The organism is Aeromonas sp. ASNIH8 (assembly GCF_002919855.1).
Taxonomy (GTDB): domain Bacteria; phylum Pseudomonadota; class Gammaproteobacteria; order Enterobacterales; family Aeromonadaceae; genus Aeromonas; species Aeromonas caviae.
Map to the genome: position 1 here is coordinate 17089 of NZ_PQLN01000009.1, position 14893 is coordinate 31981.

The 14893-nt window shown below is 61.7% G+C and carries 19 protein-coding genes; 13 read left to right on the plus strand and 6 right to left on the minus strand.

Translation table 11 applies throughout. From position 1 onward, the window contains the following. The first annotated feature begins 62 nt into the window (after nt 1–62). The 7 genes from dksA (at nt 63) to C3418_RS04070 (ending at nt 5757) form a co-directional block, all read left to right on the plus strand. Entirely contained in the window at nt 63–512 is a 450-nt protein-coding gene (gene dksA, locus C3418_RS04040; RefSeq protein ID WP_029314801.1) for an RNA polymerase-binding protein DksA, read from the plus strand. Between the two features lie 109 nt (nt 513–621). After that, nucleotides 622–1524 (plus strand): tRNA glutamyl-Q(34) synthetase GluQRS, encoded by a 903-nt coding sequence (gene gluQRS / locus C3418_RS04045; protein WP_103858008.1) that lies wholly within the window; start codon nt 622–624, stop codon nt 1522–1524. Nucleotides 1525–1624: 100 nt separating this feature from the next. After that, nucleotides 1625–3115, plus strand: a complete 1491-nt coding sequence (pcnB, locus tag C3418_RS04050) for a polynucleotide adenylyltransferase PcnB (RefSeq protein WP_103858009.1) — start codon at nt 1625–1627, stop codon at nt 3113–3115. 10 nt (nt 3116–3125) lie between these two features. Then, nucleotides 3126–3623, plus strand: a complete 498-nt coding sequence (folK, locus tag C3418_RS04055) for a 2-amino-4-hydroxy-6-hydroxymethyldihydropteridine diphosphokinase (RefSeq protein WP_103858010.1) — start codon at nt 3126–3128, stop codon at nt 3621–3623. A 20-nt stretch (nt 3624–3643) separates the two neighbouring features. Then, nucleotides 3644–4438, plus strand: coding sequence for a 3-methyl-2-oxobutanoate hydroxymethyltransferase (gene panB, locus C3418_RS04060; RefSeq protein WP_103858011.1), 795 nt, complete (start codon nt 3644–3646; stop codon nt 4436–4438). A 96-nt stretch (nt 4439–4534) separates the two neighbouring features. Then, nucleotides 4535–5389, plus strand: a complete 855-nt coding sequence (gene panC / locus C3418_RS04065) for a pantoate--beta-alanine ligase (RefSeq protein ID WP_103858012.1) — start codon at nt 4535–4537, stop codon at nt 5387–5389. 20 nt (nt 5390–5409) lie between these two features. Further along, entirely contained in the window at nt 5410–5757 is a 348-nt protein-coding gene (locus tag C3418_RS04070; protein ID WP_103858013.1) for a putative quinol monooxygenase, read from the plus strand. A gap of 61 nt (nt 5758–5818) precedes the next feature. Here the strand turns inward: C3418_RS04070 and C3418_RS04075 are convergent, their stop codons facing one another. From C3418_RS04075 to hpt, 3 genes are all read right to left on the minus strand, one after another. Further along, complete coding sequence (locus tag C3418_RS04075) at nt 5819–6592, minus strand: ABC transporter permease (RefSeq protein ID WP_010675577.1); 774 nt, start codon at nt 6590–6592, stop codon at nt 5819–5821. Beyond that, nucleotides 6589–7506, minus strand: coding sequence for an ABC transporter ATP-binding protein (locus tag C3418_RS04080; protein WP_039040845.1), 918 nt, complete (start codon nt 7504–7506; stop codon nt 6589–6591). Before C3418_RS04080 ends, C3418_RS04075 begins: the two co-directional genes overlap by 4 nt. 112 nt (nt 7507–7618) lie before the next feature. Next, nucleotides 7619–8149 (minus strand): hypoxanthine phosphoribosyltransferase, encoded by a 531-nt coding sequence (hpt, locus tag C3418_RS04085; RefSeq protein ID WP_010675579.1) that lies wholly within the window; start codon nt 8147–8149, stop codon nt 7619–7621. 201 nt (nt 8150–8350) lie between these two features. Here hpt and C3418_RS04090 point away from each other — a divergent pair, with 201 nt between their 5' ends. Beyond that, nucleotides 8351–8965 carry a TetR/AcrR family transcriptional regulator gene (locus C3418_RS04090; protein ID WP_029314803.1) on the plus strand — a complete coding sequence of 205 codons (615 nt, stop codon included), beginning with the start codon at nt 8351–8353 and terminating at the stop codon, nt 8963–8965. A gap of 73 nt (nt 8966–9038) precedes the next feature. Here the strand turns inward: C3418_RS04090 and C3418_RS04095 are convergent, their stop codons facing one another. Together C3418_RS04095 and mpl are read right to left on the minus strand one after the other, a co-directional pair. Further along, the gene (locus tag C3418_RS04095) at nt 9039–9650 is read right to left on the minus strand and encodes a flavin prenyltransferase UbiX (RefSeq protein ID WP_103858014.1); all 612 of its coding nucleotides are present in this window, start codon (nt 9648–9650) and stop codon (nt 9039–9041) included. Next, nucleotides 9647–11017 (minus strand): UDP-N-acetylmuramate:L-alanyl-gamma-D-glutamyl-meso-diaminopimelate ligase, encoded by a 1371-nt coding sequence (gene mpl, locus C3418_RS04100; protein ID WP_039040843.1) that lies wholly within the window; start codon nt 11015–11017, stop codon nt 9647–9649. The genes C3418_RS04095 and mpl overlap by 4 nt, the downstream gene beginning before the upstream one ends. A 233-nt stretch (nt 11018–11250) precedes the next feature. Between mpl and ppa the strand changes: the two genes are divergently transcribed. Next, complete coding sequence (gene ppa, locus C3418_RS04105; protein ID WP_005335667.1) at nt 11251–11781, plus strand: inorganic diphosphatase; 531 nt, start codon at nt 11251–11253, stop codon at nt 11779–11781. A 25-nt stretch (nt 11782–11806) separates the two neighbouring features. Here ppa and C3418_RS04110 read toward each other — a convergent pair whose 3' ends face one another. Next, nucleotides 11807–12157, minus strand: coding sequence for a hypothetical protein (locus C3418_RS04110; protein ID WP_103858015.1), 351 nt, complete (start codon nt 12155–12157; stop codon nt 11807–11809). A 123-nt stretch (nt 12158–12280) separates the two neighbouring features. On the opposite strand from C3418_RS04110, the gene C3418_RS04115 reads away from it, so the two are divergent. From C3418_RS04115 to C3418_RS04130, 4 genes are all read left to right on the plus strand, one after another. Further along, the gene (locus C3418_RS04115; RefSeq protein WP_103858016.1) at nt 12281–13159 is read left to right on the plus strand and encodes a hypothetical protein; all 879 of its coding nucleotides are present in this window, start codon (nt 12281–12283) and stop codon (nt 13157–13159) included. Nucleotides 13160–13365: 206 nt separating this feature from the next. Continuing rightward, complete coding sequence (locus C3418_RS04120) at nt 13366–13908, plus strand: YtfJ family protein (RefSeq protein ID WP_103858017.1); 543 nt, start codon at nt 13366–13368, stop codon at nt 13906–13908. A gap of 44 nt (nt 13909–13952) precedes the next feature. Continuing rightward, complete coding sequence (locus C3418_RS04125; RefSeq protein WP_103858018.1) at nt 13953–14243, plus strand: hypothetical protein; 291 nt, start codon at nt 13953–13955, stop codon at nt 14241–14243. Nucleotides 14244–14278: 35 nt separating this feature from the next. Next, entirely contained in the window at nt 14279–14893 is a 615-nt protein-coding gene (locus C3418_RS04130; RefSeq protein ID WP_103858019.1) for a DUF2796 domain-containing protein, read from the plus strand.

The window sequence follows — 14893 nt, forward strand, 5'->3', positions numbered from 1 at the left end:
CTATAGATGTCGCCCTCAATTTATGGATGGCACGGGTAGCGTGCTGAATTAGGAGACAGGGCATGCCAACAGGCGAAAACAGGAAATCTCTGGGCCCCCTGGCCATTGCGGGTGTAGAGCCTTACCAGATGAAAGCCGGTGAGGAGTACATGAATGACCAACAGAAGGTACATTTTCGCAAGATCCTGGGAGCCTGGCGCAACCAACTGATGCAGGAAGTTGACCGCACCGTCGACCACATGAAGGATGAGGCTGCCAACTTCCCGGATCCCGTGGATCGCGCCGCGCAAGAAGAAGAGTTTGCTCTCGAACTGCGCACCCGCGACCGTGAACGCAAGCTGATCAAGAAGATCGAGAAAACCTTGCTGCTGCTCGAAGAAGATGACTTCGGTTACTGCGAGCATTGCGGCATCGAGATCGGCATCCGCCGTCTGGAAGCCCGTCCGACCGCAGACCTCTGCGTGGACTGCAAGACGCTGGCCGAGATCAAGGAAAAACAGATGGCTGGCTGATGCCGCCCATCCACAGAAACGAAAAGGGAGCCCAGGCTCCCTTTTTTATTGAGCTTTTGGTCGGGCCGTCCCAGAATGCAGCCTCAATGCATCGCCTACCCGAATTGCCATGGTCATGACATCCCCCCCCTCCCGACGCCCCTATGTGGGCCGCTTCGCCCCCTCACCGTCCGGCCCGCTCCACTTCGGCTCCCTGGTCGCCGCCCTTGGCAGCTTCTTGCAGGCCAGGGCGCAGCAGGGACGCTGGCTGGTGCGCATCGAAGACATCGACCCCCCGCGGGAGATGCCGGGAGCGGCTGACCTTATCCTCACCACCCTGGAGGCACACGGTCTTGGCTGGGATGGGGAGGTGATGTTCCAGAGCGCGCGCCATGGCCGCTATGACGAGATCATCGATCAGCTCTATCGGGCCGGGGATCTCTACTGGTGCCACTGTACCCGACGCGAAATCATGGCCGCAGGGGGGTTCTACAACGGTCATTGCCGCACCCTGGGGCTGACCGCCGAGGGGTGTGCCGCCCGTTTGCGCCAGCACCACCCGGTCTATCGGTTCGAGGATGCGCTGCAGGGAGAGATCACCGTCCCCGCGGCGCTGGCGGAGGAGGACTTCATCGTGCGCCGCCGGGACGGGCTCTACGCCTACAACCTGGCGGTGGTGGTGGATGACATGGACAGCGGCATCACCGAGATCGTCCGCGGCGCCGATCTGCTGGAGCCCACTGTGCGCCAGATAGCCCTCTACCAGACCCTGGGGGCAGAGGTGCCCGCCTGGGTGCACCTGCCGCTGGCGGTGCAAGCGGATGGCAACAAGCTCTCCAAGCAGAACCATGCGCCGGCGCTGTCGCAGGACGAGGTACGACCGGCCCTGTGGCAGGCGCTGTACTTTCTCGGTCAGTGCCCGCCGCCCGAGCTGATGGCGAGCCGGATCGACGAGATCATCGGCTGGGGCATCGCCCACTGGCAGCTGGCCCGGGTACCCCGCCAGCAGAAGATCCCGCAAGGGCAAAGCTAGCCCCGGCTGCATTTCTTGCCCCAAAAGGACCAATCAAGGGGAAGCAGGCCACACCGTTTCTCATTTGGTTGGGGCTGAGCTATGATAGGCCGCTATTTTTTTGGCCTCCCGTCAATTTGAAGTCATAACGAGGTGTACCATTTTTTCCCAGATCGCAAACTTTTGCCGCAAAGTGCTCGGCAAGGAAGACGGCGAGCAGTCGGTGGAGTCCCCCATTCCGGCCCGTGTCGCCGGACAGCGCCGTACCTTGAGCCGTGACCAGCACCCGATTTCGCGCAAAGAGATCAGCGAGAATGCCCTCAAGGTGCTCTATCGCCTGAACAAGGGGGGCTATGAGGCCTACCTGGTCGGCGGCGGCGTCCGTGACCTGCTGCTCGGGAAGACCCCCAAGGATTTCGACATCGCCACCGACGCGACGCCGGAGCAGATCAAGGCGCTGTTCAGCAACTGCCGCCTCATCGGCCGCCGTTTCCGCCTGGCCCACATCGTCTTTGGTCGTGACGTGATCGAAGTGGCCACCTTCCGGGGCCACCACCATCAGGTCAATACCAGCAAGCATGTGTCGGCCCAGTCCGATGAAGGCATGCTGCTGCGGGACAACGTCTACGGCACCATCGAAGAGGATGCCGAGCGTCGCGACTTTACCGTCAACGCCCTCTACTACAGCGCCAAGGATTTCACCCTGCACGATTTCGAGGGTGGGCTGGAAGATCTGGCCGCGCGCAGGCTGGAGCTCATCGGCGACCCCGAGACCCGCTACCGGGAAGATCCGGTGCGCATGCTGCGCGCCGTGCGCTTCGCCGCCAAGCTCGACATGACCATCAGCCCGCGTACCGCCGCGCCCATCCGGGAGCTGGCCCCGCTGCTGCAGGACATCCCGGCCGCCCGCCTGTTCGAGGAGACCCTCAAACTGTTCCTGGCGGGGGACGGTCTGGCCACCTACAAGCTGCTGCGGGAATACGGGCTGTTCCAGCCGCTGTTTCCTCAGGTAGCCGCCCTGTTCACGCCCCACGGCAACTCGCCCTACGAGCAGTTCATCGAGCAGGCGCTGATGGACACCGATACCCGGGTCCGTGAAGAGAAGCGCGTCACTCCCGCCTTCCTCTACGCCACCCTGCTGTGGGGTACCGTTGAGGCCCGCGGCCGCGTGCTGGAAAACGAGAGCGGTCTGCCCTGGTACGATGCCTTCATGCTGGCCATCAACGAGGTGCTGGACAACCAGGTGCGGATCATCGCCGTGCCACGCCGCTTCACCACGGACGTGCGCGACATCTGGGCCCTGCAGCAGCGCCTGACCCGCCGCCAGGGCAAGCACCCCGAGCGCGCCATGGAGCACCCGAAATTCCGTGCGGCCTTCGACTTCCTGTTGCTGCGCAACCGGGTCGAGCGCGGCCTCGGAGAGCTGGCGAGCTGGTGGGAGCGCTATGTGGCCTCCAACCCGGACGTGCGCCCGCAACTGCAACGGGAGGCGACCCGCCGCCCGGCGAGCGGCGAGCGCGCCGACTCCCGCAGCGGTGATGGCGAGAAGCGCAGCGGCAATGGCCGCAACCGCCGTCGCCCCCGTCGCCGCAAGCCGAAGTCGGCAGAGTAAGGATCCGCCGATGATCGAGGTCTTCGTCGCCATCGGCTCCAACCTGGCCGACCCCCTCGGCCAGGCTCGTCGCGCCATCGCCGCGCTGGCGACCCTGCCCGAGTCCGAGCTGCGGCAGACCTCCCACCTTTACGGCAGCCGCCCCATGGGCCCTGCGGATCAGCCGGACTACGTCAATGCCGTAGCGCACCTTGCCACCCGCCTCAGCCCCCTGGTGCTGCTGGACGAACTGCAGCGCATCGAGCAGGCACAGGGGCGGGTGCGCAAGGATGAGCGCTGGGGCCCCCGGACCCTGGATCTCGATCTGCTGCTGTACGGCGACGAGGTCATCCGGCATGAGCGCCTGACGGTGCCTCACTATGGCATGAAGGAGCGGGAGTTCGTCCTGCTGCCCCTTGCCGAGATAGCCCCCTCCCTGGTGCTGCCCTGCGGCACCCCGCTCACCGAACTGGTTGCCCGCTGCCCGCGCAATGGACTCGCGATCCTGGCCGGTGCAGCAGGCGAGTAGAGAAGAGTAGGAACAACGTAATGAGCAAGATCACCATTACCCACCTGCAGAAGATGAAGCAGGACGGACAGAAAATCACCGCCATCACCGCCTATGACGCCACCTTCGCCAAGCTGTTCGACGACGAGGGCGCCCAGGTGCTGCTCATCGGCGACTCCCTCGGCATGGTATTGCAGGGCGGAGACGACACCCTGGCGGTCAGCATGGACGAGATGGTCTATCACACCCGCTGCGTGGTGCGCGGTACCACCAATGCCCTGGTGGTGACCGACATGCCGTTCATGAGCTACGCCACCCCGGAGCAGACCTACCAGAACGCAGCGCGCCTGATGGCGGCCGGTGCCCGCATGGTGAAGATGGAAGGGGGGGACTGGCTGTGCGACTCCATCCGCCACCTGACCCGTAACGGGGTGCCGGTGTGCGGCCATCTCGGCCTGACCCCGCAATCCGTCCACGTGTTTGGCGGCTTCAAGGTGCAGGGGCGTGACGAGTTCCACGCCCAGGAGATCTACCGCCAGGCGCTGGAGCTGCAAGCGGCCGGCATCCAGTTGCTGGTGCTCGAGTGCGTGCCCGTCTCTCTGGCGGAGCGCATCACCAAGGCGCTGCGCATTCCGGTGATCGGCATCGGTGCCGGCCCTGCCACCGACGGCCAGATCCTGGTGATGCACGATGCCTTCGGCATCACCTCGGGTTATGTGCCCAAGTTCACCAAGAACTTCCTGGCCGAGACCGGTGACATGCGTGCCGCCATTCGTCTCTATGTGAAGCAGGTGAGCGAGGGGACCTTCCCTGGCCCCGAGCACTGCTTCAACTGACTTTCTGTCGTCATGAGCGCGGGGGTCTGTGCCCCCGTCTCGCCCTCCCCCCTGACGACCCCCTCTTTTATTGATTCATCTGAAGGTGAACTGACGATGTTGGTTGTGAACAATCCCGCCGCGCTGCGCGAGCAGATCGGTCAATGGCATCGCGAAGGCCGCGCCATCGCATTCGTGCCCACCATGGGCAATCTGCATCAGGGTCATCTCACCCTGGTCGAGGAGGCCCGCCGCCATGGTGACAAGGTGGTGGTCAGCATCTTTGTGAACCCCTTGCAGTTCGACAAGGCCGAGGATCTCGCCAACTACCCCCGCACCCTGGAGCAGGATTGCGCCGCCCTGGAGGCCGCCGGTGTGGACCTGGTCTTCACCCCGACGCCGGAGATCATGTATCCCCAGGGGCTCGCCAGCCAGACCTTCGTCGAGGTGCCCGGCCTCTCCAGCCTGCTGGAAGGGGCGCTGCGTCCGGGGCATTTTCGCGGGGTCAGTACCGTGGTCACCAAGCTGTTCAATCTGGTACAGCCGAACGTGGCCTGCTTTGGCGAGAAGGATTACCAGCAGCTCGCGCTCATTCGCAAGATGGTGGCCGACATGGCCATGCCCATCGAGATCGTGGGCGTGCCGACCGTGCGGGCCGAAGACGGGCTGGCCCTCTCTTCGCGCAACGGCTATCTGACCGCTGCCGAACGGGCCATCGCCCCCGAGCTCGCGCGCACCATGAACTGGATTGCCGAGCAGATTGAAGCGGGGAACAGTCACCTCCCCTCCCTGGTTGCCCAGGCCAGCCAACGCCTCGACAACGCGGGATTCAGGACGGATGCCATCGACATCGTCGATGCCGACACCCTGGAATCCGCCAGCGCCGAGAGCCAGCGCCTGGTGATCCTGATGGCCGCCTATCTGGGCAAGGCCCGCCTCATCGACAACCGGGTCGTCGCCCTGCGGGGTTGAGACACGGCAAGGAGACCACGATGTCCAAGAAGGTTTACTGCATCGCCCAGTTCCAGCCCAAGCCGGGCCAGGAGCAGGCCCTGTTCCGCGTCCTGCAAGGGCTCGAACCCGACACCCTGCGTGAAGATGGCTGCCTGCAGTACATCGTCACCCGCCATATCCAGAGCCCCTTTGCCGAGGGGGAGAGCTTCCCCATCGTCTTCAACGAGATCTGGCGCGACATGGCGAGCTTCGAGACCCACTGCCAGCGCGCCGGTATCAAGGCCTTCTTCGAGCGCTACTGCCTCGCGGATGATGGCCTCGCGGCCAAGTGGAACGTCTGCGTCTACAGCGACGAGCCCGCGGACTACGATGCCCCGGCGCTCTGAGACCGACATGTGCAAATAAAAAGGCGCCCGAGGGCGCCTTTTTGCTGGCAGGTGCTGCGCCTCAGTGGCGCAGACCGGTGCCGCGGGAGATGAGCCACCAGGCCATCCCGTAGAGCACCAGGATGAAGCCGATGATGATGAGATAGGCGGTGCCCAGGGGCACGTCGGAGATCCCGAGGAAGCCGTAGCGGAAGGCGTTCACCATGTAGATGATGGGGTTCACCTGGGAGACCCCCTGCCAGAACGGTGGCAGCAGGGTGATGGAGTAGAAGACGCCCCCCAGATAGGTCAGGGGAGTCAGGATGAAGGTCGGGATGATGCTGATGTCATCGAACGACTTCGCGAACACCGCGTTGATGAGCCCCCCCAGGGAGAAGAGGATGGAGGTGAGCAGCACGGTCACGCAGACGCTGAACAGATGATGGATCTGCAGCGGCACGAAGAACAGCGACACCAGGGTGACGATGAGGCCGACACAGAGGCCGCGCGCCACGCCACCGCCCACATACCCCGCGATGATGATGTAGTTGGGCACCGGCGCCACCAGCAGCTCCTCCACGTTGCGCTGGAACTTGGCGCTGTAGAAGGAGGAGGCGACGTTGGAGTAGGAGTTGGTGATGACCGACATCATGATGAGGCCGGGCACGATGAACTCCATGTAGCTGAAGCCACCCATGTCACCGATGCGCGAGCCGATGAGGTTGCCGAAGATGACGAAGTAGAGGCTCATGGTGATGGCGGGCGGCACCAGGGTCTGGATCCAGATCCGGGTGAAGCGGCTCACTTCCTTGGCCAGAATGCTCTTGAAGGCGATGTAATAGGTCATGGGGTTCATGCTTTGCGACCCTCCTCTACCAGATTGACGAACAGCTCTTCCAGCCGGTTCGCCTTGTTGCGCATGCTGAGCACCTTCACCCCCTGGGCGGAGAGCTGCTCGAACAGGCTGTTGAGGGACTGGCTCTTCTCCAGCTCCACTTCCAGGGTGTTCTCATCCTGCATCCGGCCGTTGAACTCGGGCAGGGCCGGTACGGTGGAACCCGGCACCAGATCCAGCAGGAAGGTCTCGCGACCCAGCTTGCCGAGCAGGCTCTTCATGCTGGTGTTCTCGATGAGACGGCCCTTGTCGATGATGCCGATGTTGCGGCACAGCATCTCGGCCTCTTCCAGGTAGTGGGTGGTCAGGATGATGGTCACCCCCTGCTCGTTGAGATCCTTGAGGAAACTCCACATGGAACGGCGGATCTCGATGTCCACCCCGGCGGTCGGCTCATCCAGGATCAGCAGCTTGGGCTCATGCATCAGGGCGCGGGCAATCATCAACCGGCGCTTCATGCCACCGGAGAGAGTGCGGGCGGCCATGTCGCGCTTGTCCCACAGATCGAGCTGACGCAGGTACTTCTCGGCGCGCACCTTGGCCTCGGCCCGCGGCACTCCATAGAAACCGGCCTGGTGAGTCACTATCTGGCTCACCTTCTCAAACTGGCTGAAGTTGAACTCCTGGGGCACCAGGCCGAGCTGGGACTTGGCCAGCTCCAGATCGGTATCGATGTCATGACCGAATACCTTCACCTTGCCGGCACTCTTGTTGACCAGTGAGCTGATCACGCCGATGGTGGTGGATTTGCCCGCCCCGTTGGGACCGAGCAGGGCGAAGAAATCCCCCTGTTTGACGGTGAGATCGATGCCCTTGAGGGCTTCGACGCCCCCCTGATAGGTCTTCTTCAGACCGCTGATTTCCAATGCGTTCATTGCAACCCCTGTGATGGATGAGCCCATCTCGAGACAGAAAAGGCGGCTGTGGCGCCGCCTGAAGACAGTCGATGGCGGGCCGGCCAGCCTGCCTTGCTACTTCGGACCCGGCTTACTCTTGCGGTACCACCTTGCCGATGAAAGGCAGGTTACGGTACTTCTGGGCGTAGTCAATGCCACAGCCCACCACGAACTCGTCCGGGATGGAGAAGCCAAGCCAGTCCACCGGCACCTGAACCTCGCGGCGGGACGGTTTGTCCAGCAGGGTGCAGATGGCCAGGGATTTCGGCTCGCGCAGGGAGAGGATCTCGCGCACCTTGTTGAGGGTGTAACCGGTGTCGATGATGTCCTCCACGATCACCACGTCCTTGCCTTTGATGTCGTCATCCAGATCCTTGAGGATGCGCACGTCACGGGTGCTGTGCATGCCGGAGCCGTAGCTGGAGGCAGTCATAAAGTCCAGGGTGATGGGCAACTGGCACTGACGGCAGAGATCCGCCAGGAAGACGCAGGAGCCGCGCAACAGGCCGATCATGACCACTTCCTCGGAGCCCTGGTAACGGGCGGTAATCTCTTCACCCAGCGTGGCGATCCGGGCTGCAACCTCGGCCTCGGGGATCATCACCTCGACAATGTGTTTCATCACATACTCCAATAATGACCAAAGGGTTATTGGCCGTTCATTAACGTCAAAACCGAGGATTCTACCACTCCAACCAGTGGGCGCCAGGCATACGTGATGCTTTTATCGGCTTATTTTAATTGATAGAGTTAGCAAGCCTTCGGGCATTATCGGTGACAATACTATAAACACCATAATCAATAACTATTAGATGAAAAAACTATGGAACCACGCGCAGAAATAAGACGTCGAACCCGGCTTTCGCCGGAGGCTCGCCGTGATCAATTGATGGAGTGTGCCGTCGAGGTATTTTCCCGTCGCGGCATCGGCCGTGCCGGGCATGCCGAGATAGCCGAACAGGCAAAGGTCTCGGTTGCGACCGTTTTTAACTATTTCAATACTCGTGAAGATCTGGTCGACGAAGTGCTGACAGAAATCGAAGCCTTCGTACAGCAGATCCTCGAACAGGCCTACAACGGTCAGGGCTCCGCCAGGGAGAGCATTCACCGCCACGTGAAGCTGTTCGTTGACGCCGCCTATGACAAGCCCGATCACGCCAGCATCTGGCTGGAGTGGAGCTCCTCGGTGCGGGAAGAAGTGTGGCCTCGCTACACCCGGCTGCTGGACAAGGCGCTGGAGCGCATTGCCCCCCACCTGCAACGGGCCATCGACAACGGCGAGATTCAGAGCGTGCTGTCGGCGCAGGATCTGGCCCGCTCCCTGACCGGTTTTGGCTATGTGATGATGCAGATGATCAATCAGCCGCAGCGTCCGAGCCGGGAAGAGGTGACTGATTTCCTGTTCAAGTACGTGACGGCCCCCATCCAGGCCAGCTGACTCGTGCAGATGTTGACAACGCGGCGCCGGGCTTTACAGCCCGGCGCCGCTTTTTTGCCCGCTCCCCGCCGTATCAGTGGTTTGCATAACCCCAGCGACTGGTCAACTCATGCTCGACACCCAGGTGGTCGAGGATGCGGGCGACCATGAAGTCCACCAGATCTTCGATGCTTTTGGGTTCATGGTAGAACCCTGGCGCCGCCGGCATGATGGTCACGCCAAGACGGGCAAGCTTGAGCATGTTCTCCAGATGGATCGCCGAGAAGGGGCTCTCCCGGGGCACCAGAATCAGCTGGCCCCGCTCCTTGATCACCACGTCCGCCGCGCGCTCCAGCAGGTTGTCCGAGGTGCCGTTGGCAATGGCCGAGACGGTGCCCATGGAGCAGGGGCAGACCACCATCTGTTTGGGGGCCGCCGAGCCGGAAGCCACCGGCGAGAACCACTCCTCCTTGCCGCAGGCGACGATCTGACCCTCTTTGGCACCATATTGGCGACAGAGGTACGCCGACAGCTCCCTGGGAGAGCCCGGCCAATCCTGCTGCTGCTCGGTCTTGAGCACAACCCTGGCCGCCGAGGAGGCGAGCAGGAAGATCCGATAGTCCGCCTGCACCAGGCATTCCAGCAGGCGCAGGGCATAGGGAGCGCCGGAGGCGCCGGTCAGCGCCAGGGTGATGGCCTTGTTCATGATGCGCTCTGCAGCTCCTTGAGGCGGGCGATCAGCTTGTCGTGAATGCCGCCGAAGCCGCCGTTGCTCATGATCAGAATATGATCCCCTGGGCGGCTCTCGGCCACCAGGGCGCCAATCAGGGCATCAAGGGCCTCGAATACCCGGGCAGGCCGGGTCATGTGGGCCGTCACCTCCCCCAGATCCCAGCCGATGTTGGGGGGCTGGAAGAAGAACACCTCGTCGGCACCGTCGAAGCAACCGGCCAGCTCCTCCTTGTGAACCCCGAGCTTCATGGTGTTGGAGCGGGGCTCCAGCACTGCCAGGATGCGGGCCTTGCCCACCTTGGCGCGCAGGCCGCCCAGGGTGGTCTCGATGGCGGTGGGGTGATGGGCGAAGTCGTCATAGACGCTGATGCCGGCCACTTCCCCTTTCAGCTCCATGCGCCGCTTGGGGGACTTGAACTGGCAGAGGGCGTTGATCCCGTGCTCCACCATGACACCGGCATGGCGGGCAGCGGCGATGGCCATCAGACCGTTGTTGACGTTGTGCTCGCCGATGCACTCCCAGTGCACCTCCCCCTGTTTCACGCCATCCAGCCACACCTCGAAGGCGGAGCCGTCATCGGCCAGCTTCACCGCCTTCCACTTGGCGTCGTCCTGGCCCACCAGCTCCACCTCGCTCCAGCAGCCCATCTCGCGCACGGCGGTAAGGTTGTCATCACCTTTGGGGAAGAGCACCCGGCCGTTGCTCGGCACGGTGCGCATCAGGTGGTGGAACTGGCGCTGGATGGCGGCGAGATCCGGGAAGATGTCGGCGTGGTCGAACTCCAGGTTGTTCATCACCAGGGTGCGCGGGTGGTAGTGGACAAACTTGGATCGCTTGTCGAAGAAGGCGCAGTCATATTCGTCCGCTTCAATCACAAAGAAGGGAGCCGAGCCGAGACGGGCGGAAACCGGGAAGTTACCCGGCACGCCGCCGATGAGGAAACCGGGTTCCAGCTTGGCATACTCCAGCACCCAGGCCAGCATGCTGGCGGTGGTGGTCTTGCCATGGGTGCCCGCGACGGCCAGCACCCAGCGATCTTTCAGCACGTGCTCCAGCAGCCACTGGGGGCCGGAGATATAGGGCAGATTGCGGTCCAGCACATATTCCACACAGGGGTTGCCACGGCTCATGGCATTGCCGATCACCACCAGATCCGGCGCCGGATCGAGCTGGGAGGGGTCGTAGCCTTCGGTCAGTTCGATGCCCTGTTGCTCGAGCTGGGTGCTCATGGGGGGATAGACGTTGGCGTCGGAGCCGGTCACCCGATAGCCAAGCTGTTTTGCCAACACCGCCAGACCACCCATGAAGGTGCCGCAGATCCCGAGAATGTGAATGTGCATACCGCTGCCTTTTCCAGTAAAGGGAGTGCGCATTCTAGGGTCTGTTGACCCGGTGGCACAAGCCGCGCCCATGGGGAGCGAAGGCATCCGCGCCCGCAGACGACAGAAATCGGGCAAGCGCAGGTAAAAGCCACCCTCCAGCACGCCACCCGGCCCTTGAAATATGGTCATTTGACGGGACATCGCTATAATGTCGGCCTGCAAACTTGACTCCAACACTCAAAGGAAACGTCATGAGCCTGAACCTGGTACCGGCCGGCAAGAGCCTGCCTGACGACATCTACGTCATCATCGAAATCCCGCAAAACGCCGACCCGATCAAATACGAAGTCGACAAGGACAGCGGCGCCATCTTCGTTGACCGTTTCATGTCCACCCCGATGTTCTACCCGTGCAACTACGGTTACGTGAACGCCACCCTGTCCCTGGACGGGGATCCGGTCGACGTGCTGGTTCCGACTCCCTACCCGCTGCTGGCCGGCTCCGTCATCCGCTGCCGCCCGGTCGGCGTGCTGAAGATGACCGACGAATCTGGCGAAGACGCCAAGATCGTGGCCGTACCCCACTCCAAGCTGACCAAGCAGTACGATCACATCCAGGATGTGAACGATCTGCCCGAGCTGCTGAAAGCCCAGATCCAGCACTTCTTCGAGCGCTACAAAGAGCTGGAAGCGGGCAAGTGGGTCAAAGTGGAAGGTTGGGGCGACAAGGCCGCTGCCGAAGCCGAAATCAAGACCTCTGCCGAGCGTTACGCTGCAAAATAAGCGTATTCCTCGCAAAAAAGGCGCCTTATGGCGCCTTTTTTATTGGTCGTTGCGGGGACGCTCCGGGGGGATCCCCCTGGATATAGAGGTCGCGCCCGTTTTGCCGATAGGGGCGGTAATAGTCATCACCGCAGCGATATTCCTGACCGGCACCTCCCACCAGATCGCAGTTGACCGGCAGCACCTCCAGCCACTTGATGGCCTGCTGGAAGCGCAGCCACTCCTGCCATTCATGCTCCCGGGCCAGCTGATCCCGCAGGGCGAAGGTATCCGCGCTGGACAATCCCTCATTGACGATGACCTGCCCCGCCAGCGCCGGCGTGGCCACCAATATCAGCAGAAACCGTGAAACAAGCTTCATGATGATTTCCCCCATGACTTATTTCCTGAATTAAATTTAAAGTCAGATCAGATAATTACCAATATATCTGTCACCAGACCAATCCAAATGCCGGTCACTCACCTAGTTGTTTATTATCAACCCAGGCGGAGGCGCACCATGAAACTGGCACAAGGCTTTCTGTGCAGTCTGCTCTTCGGCACCATGGCGCAGGCCAACGAGATCAACCTGAGCTGGCAGTGGCAATCTGCGGATGGTCAGCAAAAGCACCTGCAATTGACGGCGGATGAGCGCACCTTTTCAGCCAGCCGTCACGAGATGACACAGCTCGACACCGCCCTCAACTTCCCGCTGGAAACACTCTACTCCTACATCAGTCCGCGCCTCTACAACAGCATCAACCAGATCAACCAGCACAGCCCGGAGACGGCCACCAAGTTCCGCAACCTGGAACAGGCCTTTACCCTGCACGACAGCAGCCTCGAATCCGCCCAGTTCTGGCAGGCCTACCGGCAATATCAGGAGGACGCCTTCTACGAGATGCGGGTCCAGCCCTGCGTGCACCCGGCCAACCAGAAGCTGCCCTGTGTGCGCCCCAACTACTCCCAGCTGTTCTATCAGTTCAAGGGAGACCTCAAACCCCTGGCACAGCAGTTTTCGGCCAAGGATCTCGCCACCAGCGTCACCCTGCTGCAGGAGTGGCTGAGCGGCATCCCCACCCCGCCCGAGCAGATGGATCATTTCGCACCGCCGCTGCAGGCCTTGCAGAACAACAAGGCGGACAGCGACGAGAAGGCGCTGCTGATGGCAAGCCTCTTGGCCGAGCTGGCCCCCCAATACATGCTCAGCATCATCTATCCGAACATCAGCATTGGCAGCGTCTCGCCAGCCTGGCTGGCCATCACTGCCGACAGTGGTTTGAAAGGAGATACCGTGGTGATCGGCAACCAGCTCCACATTCTGCTGACCGGCTCTCCCCTGCTGGCCCAGCAGATGACCATGGCCAAGATCCCGCTGGTGAGCGAACCGCTCTACTAGCCTCTTCTGACCATCACTTGCTTTTGATGGATGACATGCCATCCTTGCCGCCGTCATTGGGGGGGATGGCGACCATGTTGACAAGATCACCGTCGCACCCTGCATTATTTAACACTTTTTAAACAGATCCGATCAGTTTAGGATGTTCAGGGTCCCATTCCCTCGACCCAAAAATCGTTATAACATCACAAAGGAGTGTCATCCGGATGAAACATCTCGTGCTTACTCTGGCGCTGCTGCCAACCCTGGTCATGGCCCACAACATCAAGGAATCAACCCAGGTGCCGCTGGTCAACATCGGCGACAAGGGTGAGCTGGTACTGAAAGAGAAAGAGATCGGCTATCAACCTTGGCAAAGCAAGGTACTGACCGGCAAGGTCTTTCTGATCCAGCACATCGCCGGCCGCTCCAGCGCCAAGGAGCTCAACGCCCCCATGATCGAAGCGATCAAGGCGGCCAAGCTGCCCCACGACAAGTACCAGACCGTCACCATCATCAACAGCAATGACGCCCTCTGGGGCACCTCCGGCTTCGTGAAGAGCAGTGCCGAAGACAGCAAGAAAGAGTTCCCCTGGTCCGCCATGGTGCTGGATGCCAAGGGCATGGCCCGCAACGCCTGGGACCTGGCGCCGGAAAGCTCGGCCATCATCCTGCTGGACAAAGAGGGCAAGGTGCTGTTCGTCAAGGACGGTCAGCTCGATGCCAACAATATCGCTACCGTGATGGGGCTCATCCAGTCCCATCTCTAAGCCAGAGAAAAGGGGCGCTGATGGCGCCCCTTTGATAGGGGTCTATGGGTCGTACCAAGCTGAAAATCTGGTTGCTGCTGCTGGGCTGGTTGTGGCTGCAACCCGTGCTGGCACAACATCCGCTGGAAGCCGACCTGCCCGGCCACAACCACGCCTGTGTCCTCTGCGCCCTGCATCTGGATGGCAAGCTGGCACTCACCCCAACCCCGGTCATCCCCTCTTCACAGGTCGTCATCGGCAAGCTCCTTGATGCCGCCTTGCCCAAACCTCATGCCACCCCCTCAGGTCAGTGCCGCATCCGCGCACCGCCACCACTTCATCGCTTATCCGGCTAAATCCATTTTTCAATAAATTTTTCAAAGGATTAACGATGAAAGCAGTCACCCTGTTACTGGCGGCCGCCGCATTTGGCGTGCAGGCAAACCACGATGAACACGACAGTCACGGCCACGGTGCCCACGAGCACGGCCACGGCCACCTCAATCTGGTGCTCGACGGCAACCAGCTGATGATCGAGCTGCAGGCCCCCGCCGCCGATCTGGTGGGCTTCGAGCACGCCGCCAAGAGCGATGAAGAGAAGGCGCAATACGCCAAGGCAGTGGCTCAGCTCAAGCAACCCGATGCCCTGCTGCGCTTCGACCCGGCCGCCGGCTGCACGCTGACCCAGCAGGCGTTGCAGGCCGCCAAGGAAGATCACGACCATGACCATGACCATGACCATGACCATGACCATGACCATGACCATGACCATGACCACCAGAAGTCTGACGGCAAGCACGACGAACACCAGCACGACGATGCCGGTCACGCCGACATGGGGGCCATGTACACCTACACCTGCGCGGAGCCAGCCAAGCTGACCGGGCTGGAGGCCACCCTGTTCAGCGTCTATCCAACCTTGGAGAAGCTGAGCGTGCAGGGTATTTTGCCCACTGGCCAGACCGCGGCCGAGCTGACCCCCTCCGCCAACAAACTGAGCTGGTAA

What these genes read in the sequence shown, in the direction of transcription:
- dksA (WP_029314801.1), top strand. Translation starts at nt 63, where the DNA reads ATGCCAACAGGCGAAAACAGGAAATCTCTGGGCCCCCTGGCCATTGCG.
- gluQRS (WP_103858008.1), top strand. Translation starts at nt 622, where the DNA reads ATGGTCATGACATCCCCCCCCTCCCGACGCCCCTATGTGGGCCGCTTC.
- folK (WP_103858010.1), top strand. Translation starts at nt 3,126, where the DNA reads ATGATCGAGGTCTTCGTCGCCATCGGCTCCAACCTGGCCGACCCCCTC.
- panB (WP_103858011.1), top strand. Translation starts at nt 3,644, where the DNA reads ATGAGCAAGATCACCATTACCCACCTGCAGAAGATGAAGCAGGACGGA.
- panC (WP_103858012.1), top strand. Translation starts at nt 4,535, where the DNA reads ATGTTGGTTGTGAACAATCCCGCCGCGCTGCGCGAGCAGATCGGTCAA.
- C3418_RS04070 (WP_103858013.1), top strand. Translation starts at nt 5,410, where the DNA reads ATGTCCAAGAAGGTTTACTGCATCGCCCAGTTCCAGCCCAAGCCGGGC.
- C3418_RS04075 (WP_010675577.1), bottom strand. Translation starts at nt 6,592, where the DNA reads ATGAACCCCATGACCTATTACATCGCCTTCAAGAGCATTCTGGCCAAG.
- C3418_RS04080 (WP_039040845.1), bottom strand. Translation starts at nt 7,506, where the DNA reads ATGAACGCATTGGAAATCAGCGGTCTGAAGAAGACCTATCAGGGGGGC.
- hpt (WP_010675579.1), bottom strand. Translation starts at nt 8,149, where the DNA reads ATGAAACACATTGTCGAGGTGATGATCCCCGAGGCCGAGGTTGCAGCC.
- C3418_RS04090 (WP_029314803.1), top strand. Translation starts at nt 8,351, where the DNA reads ATGGAACCACGCGCAGAAATAAGACGTCGAACCCGGCTTTCGCCGGAG.
- C3418_RS04095 (WP_103858014.1), bottom strand. Translation starts at nt 9,650, where the DNA reads ATGAACAAGGCCATCACCCTGGCGCTGACCGGCGCCTCCGGCGCTCCC.
- mpl (WP_039040843.1), bottom strand. Translation starts at nt 11,017, where the DNA reads ATGCACATTCACATTCTCGGGATCTGCGGCACCTTCATGGGTGGTCTG.
- ppa (WP_005335667.1), top strand. Translation starts at nt 11,251, where the DNA reads ATGAGCCTGAACCTGGTACCGGCCGGCAAGAGCCTGCCTGACGACATC.
- C3418_RS04110 (WP_103858015.1), bottom strand. Translation starts at nt 12,157, where the DNA reads ATGGGGGAAATCATCATGAAGCTTGTTTCACGGTTTCTGCTGATATTG.
- C3418_RS04115 (WP_103858016.1), top strand. Translation starts at nt 12,281, where the DNA reads ATGAAACTGGCACAAGGCTTTCTGTGCAGTCTGCTCTTCGGCACCATG.
- C3418_RS04120 (WP_103858017.1), top strand. Translation starts at nt 13,366, where the DNA reads ATGAAACATCTCGTGCTTACTCTGGCGCTGCTGCCAACCCTGGTCATG.
- C3418_RS04125 (WP_103858018.1), top strand. Translation starts at nt 13,953, where the DNA reads ATGGGTCGTACCAAGCTGAAAATCTGGTTGCTGCTGCTGGGCTGGTTG.
- C3418_RS04130 (WP_103858019.1), top strand. Translation starts at nt 14,279, where the DNA reads ATGAAAGCAGTCACCCTGTTACTGGCGGCCGCCGCATTTGGCGTGCAG.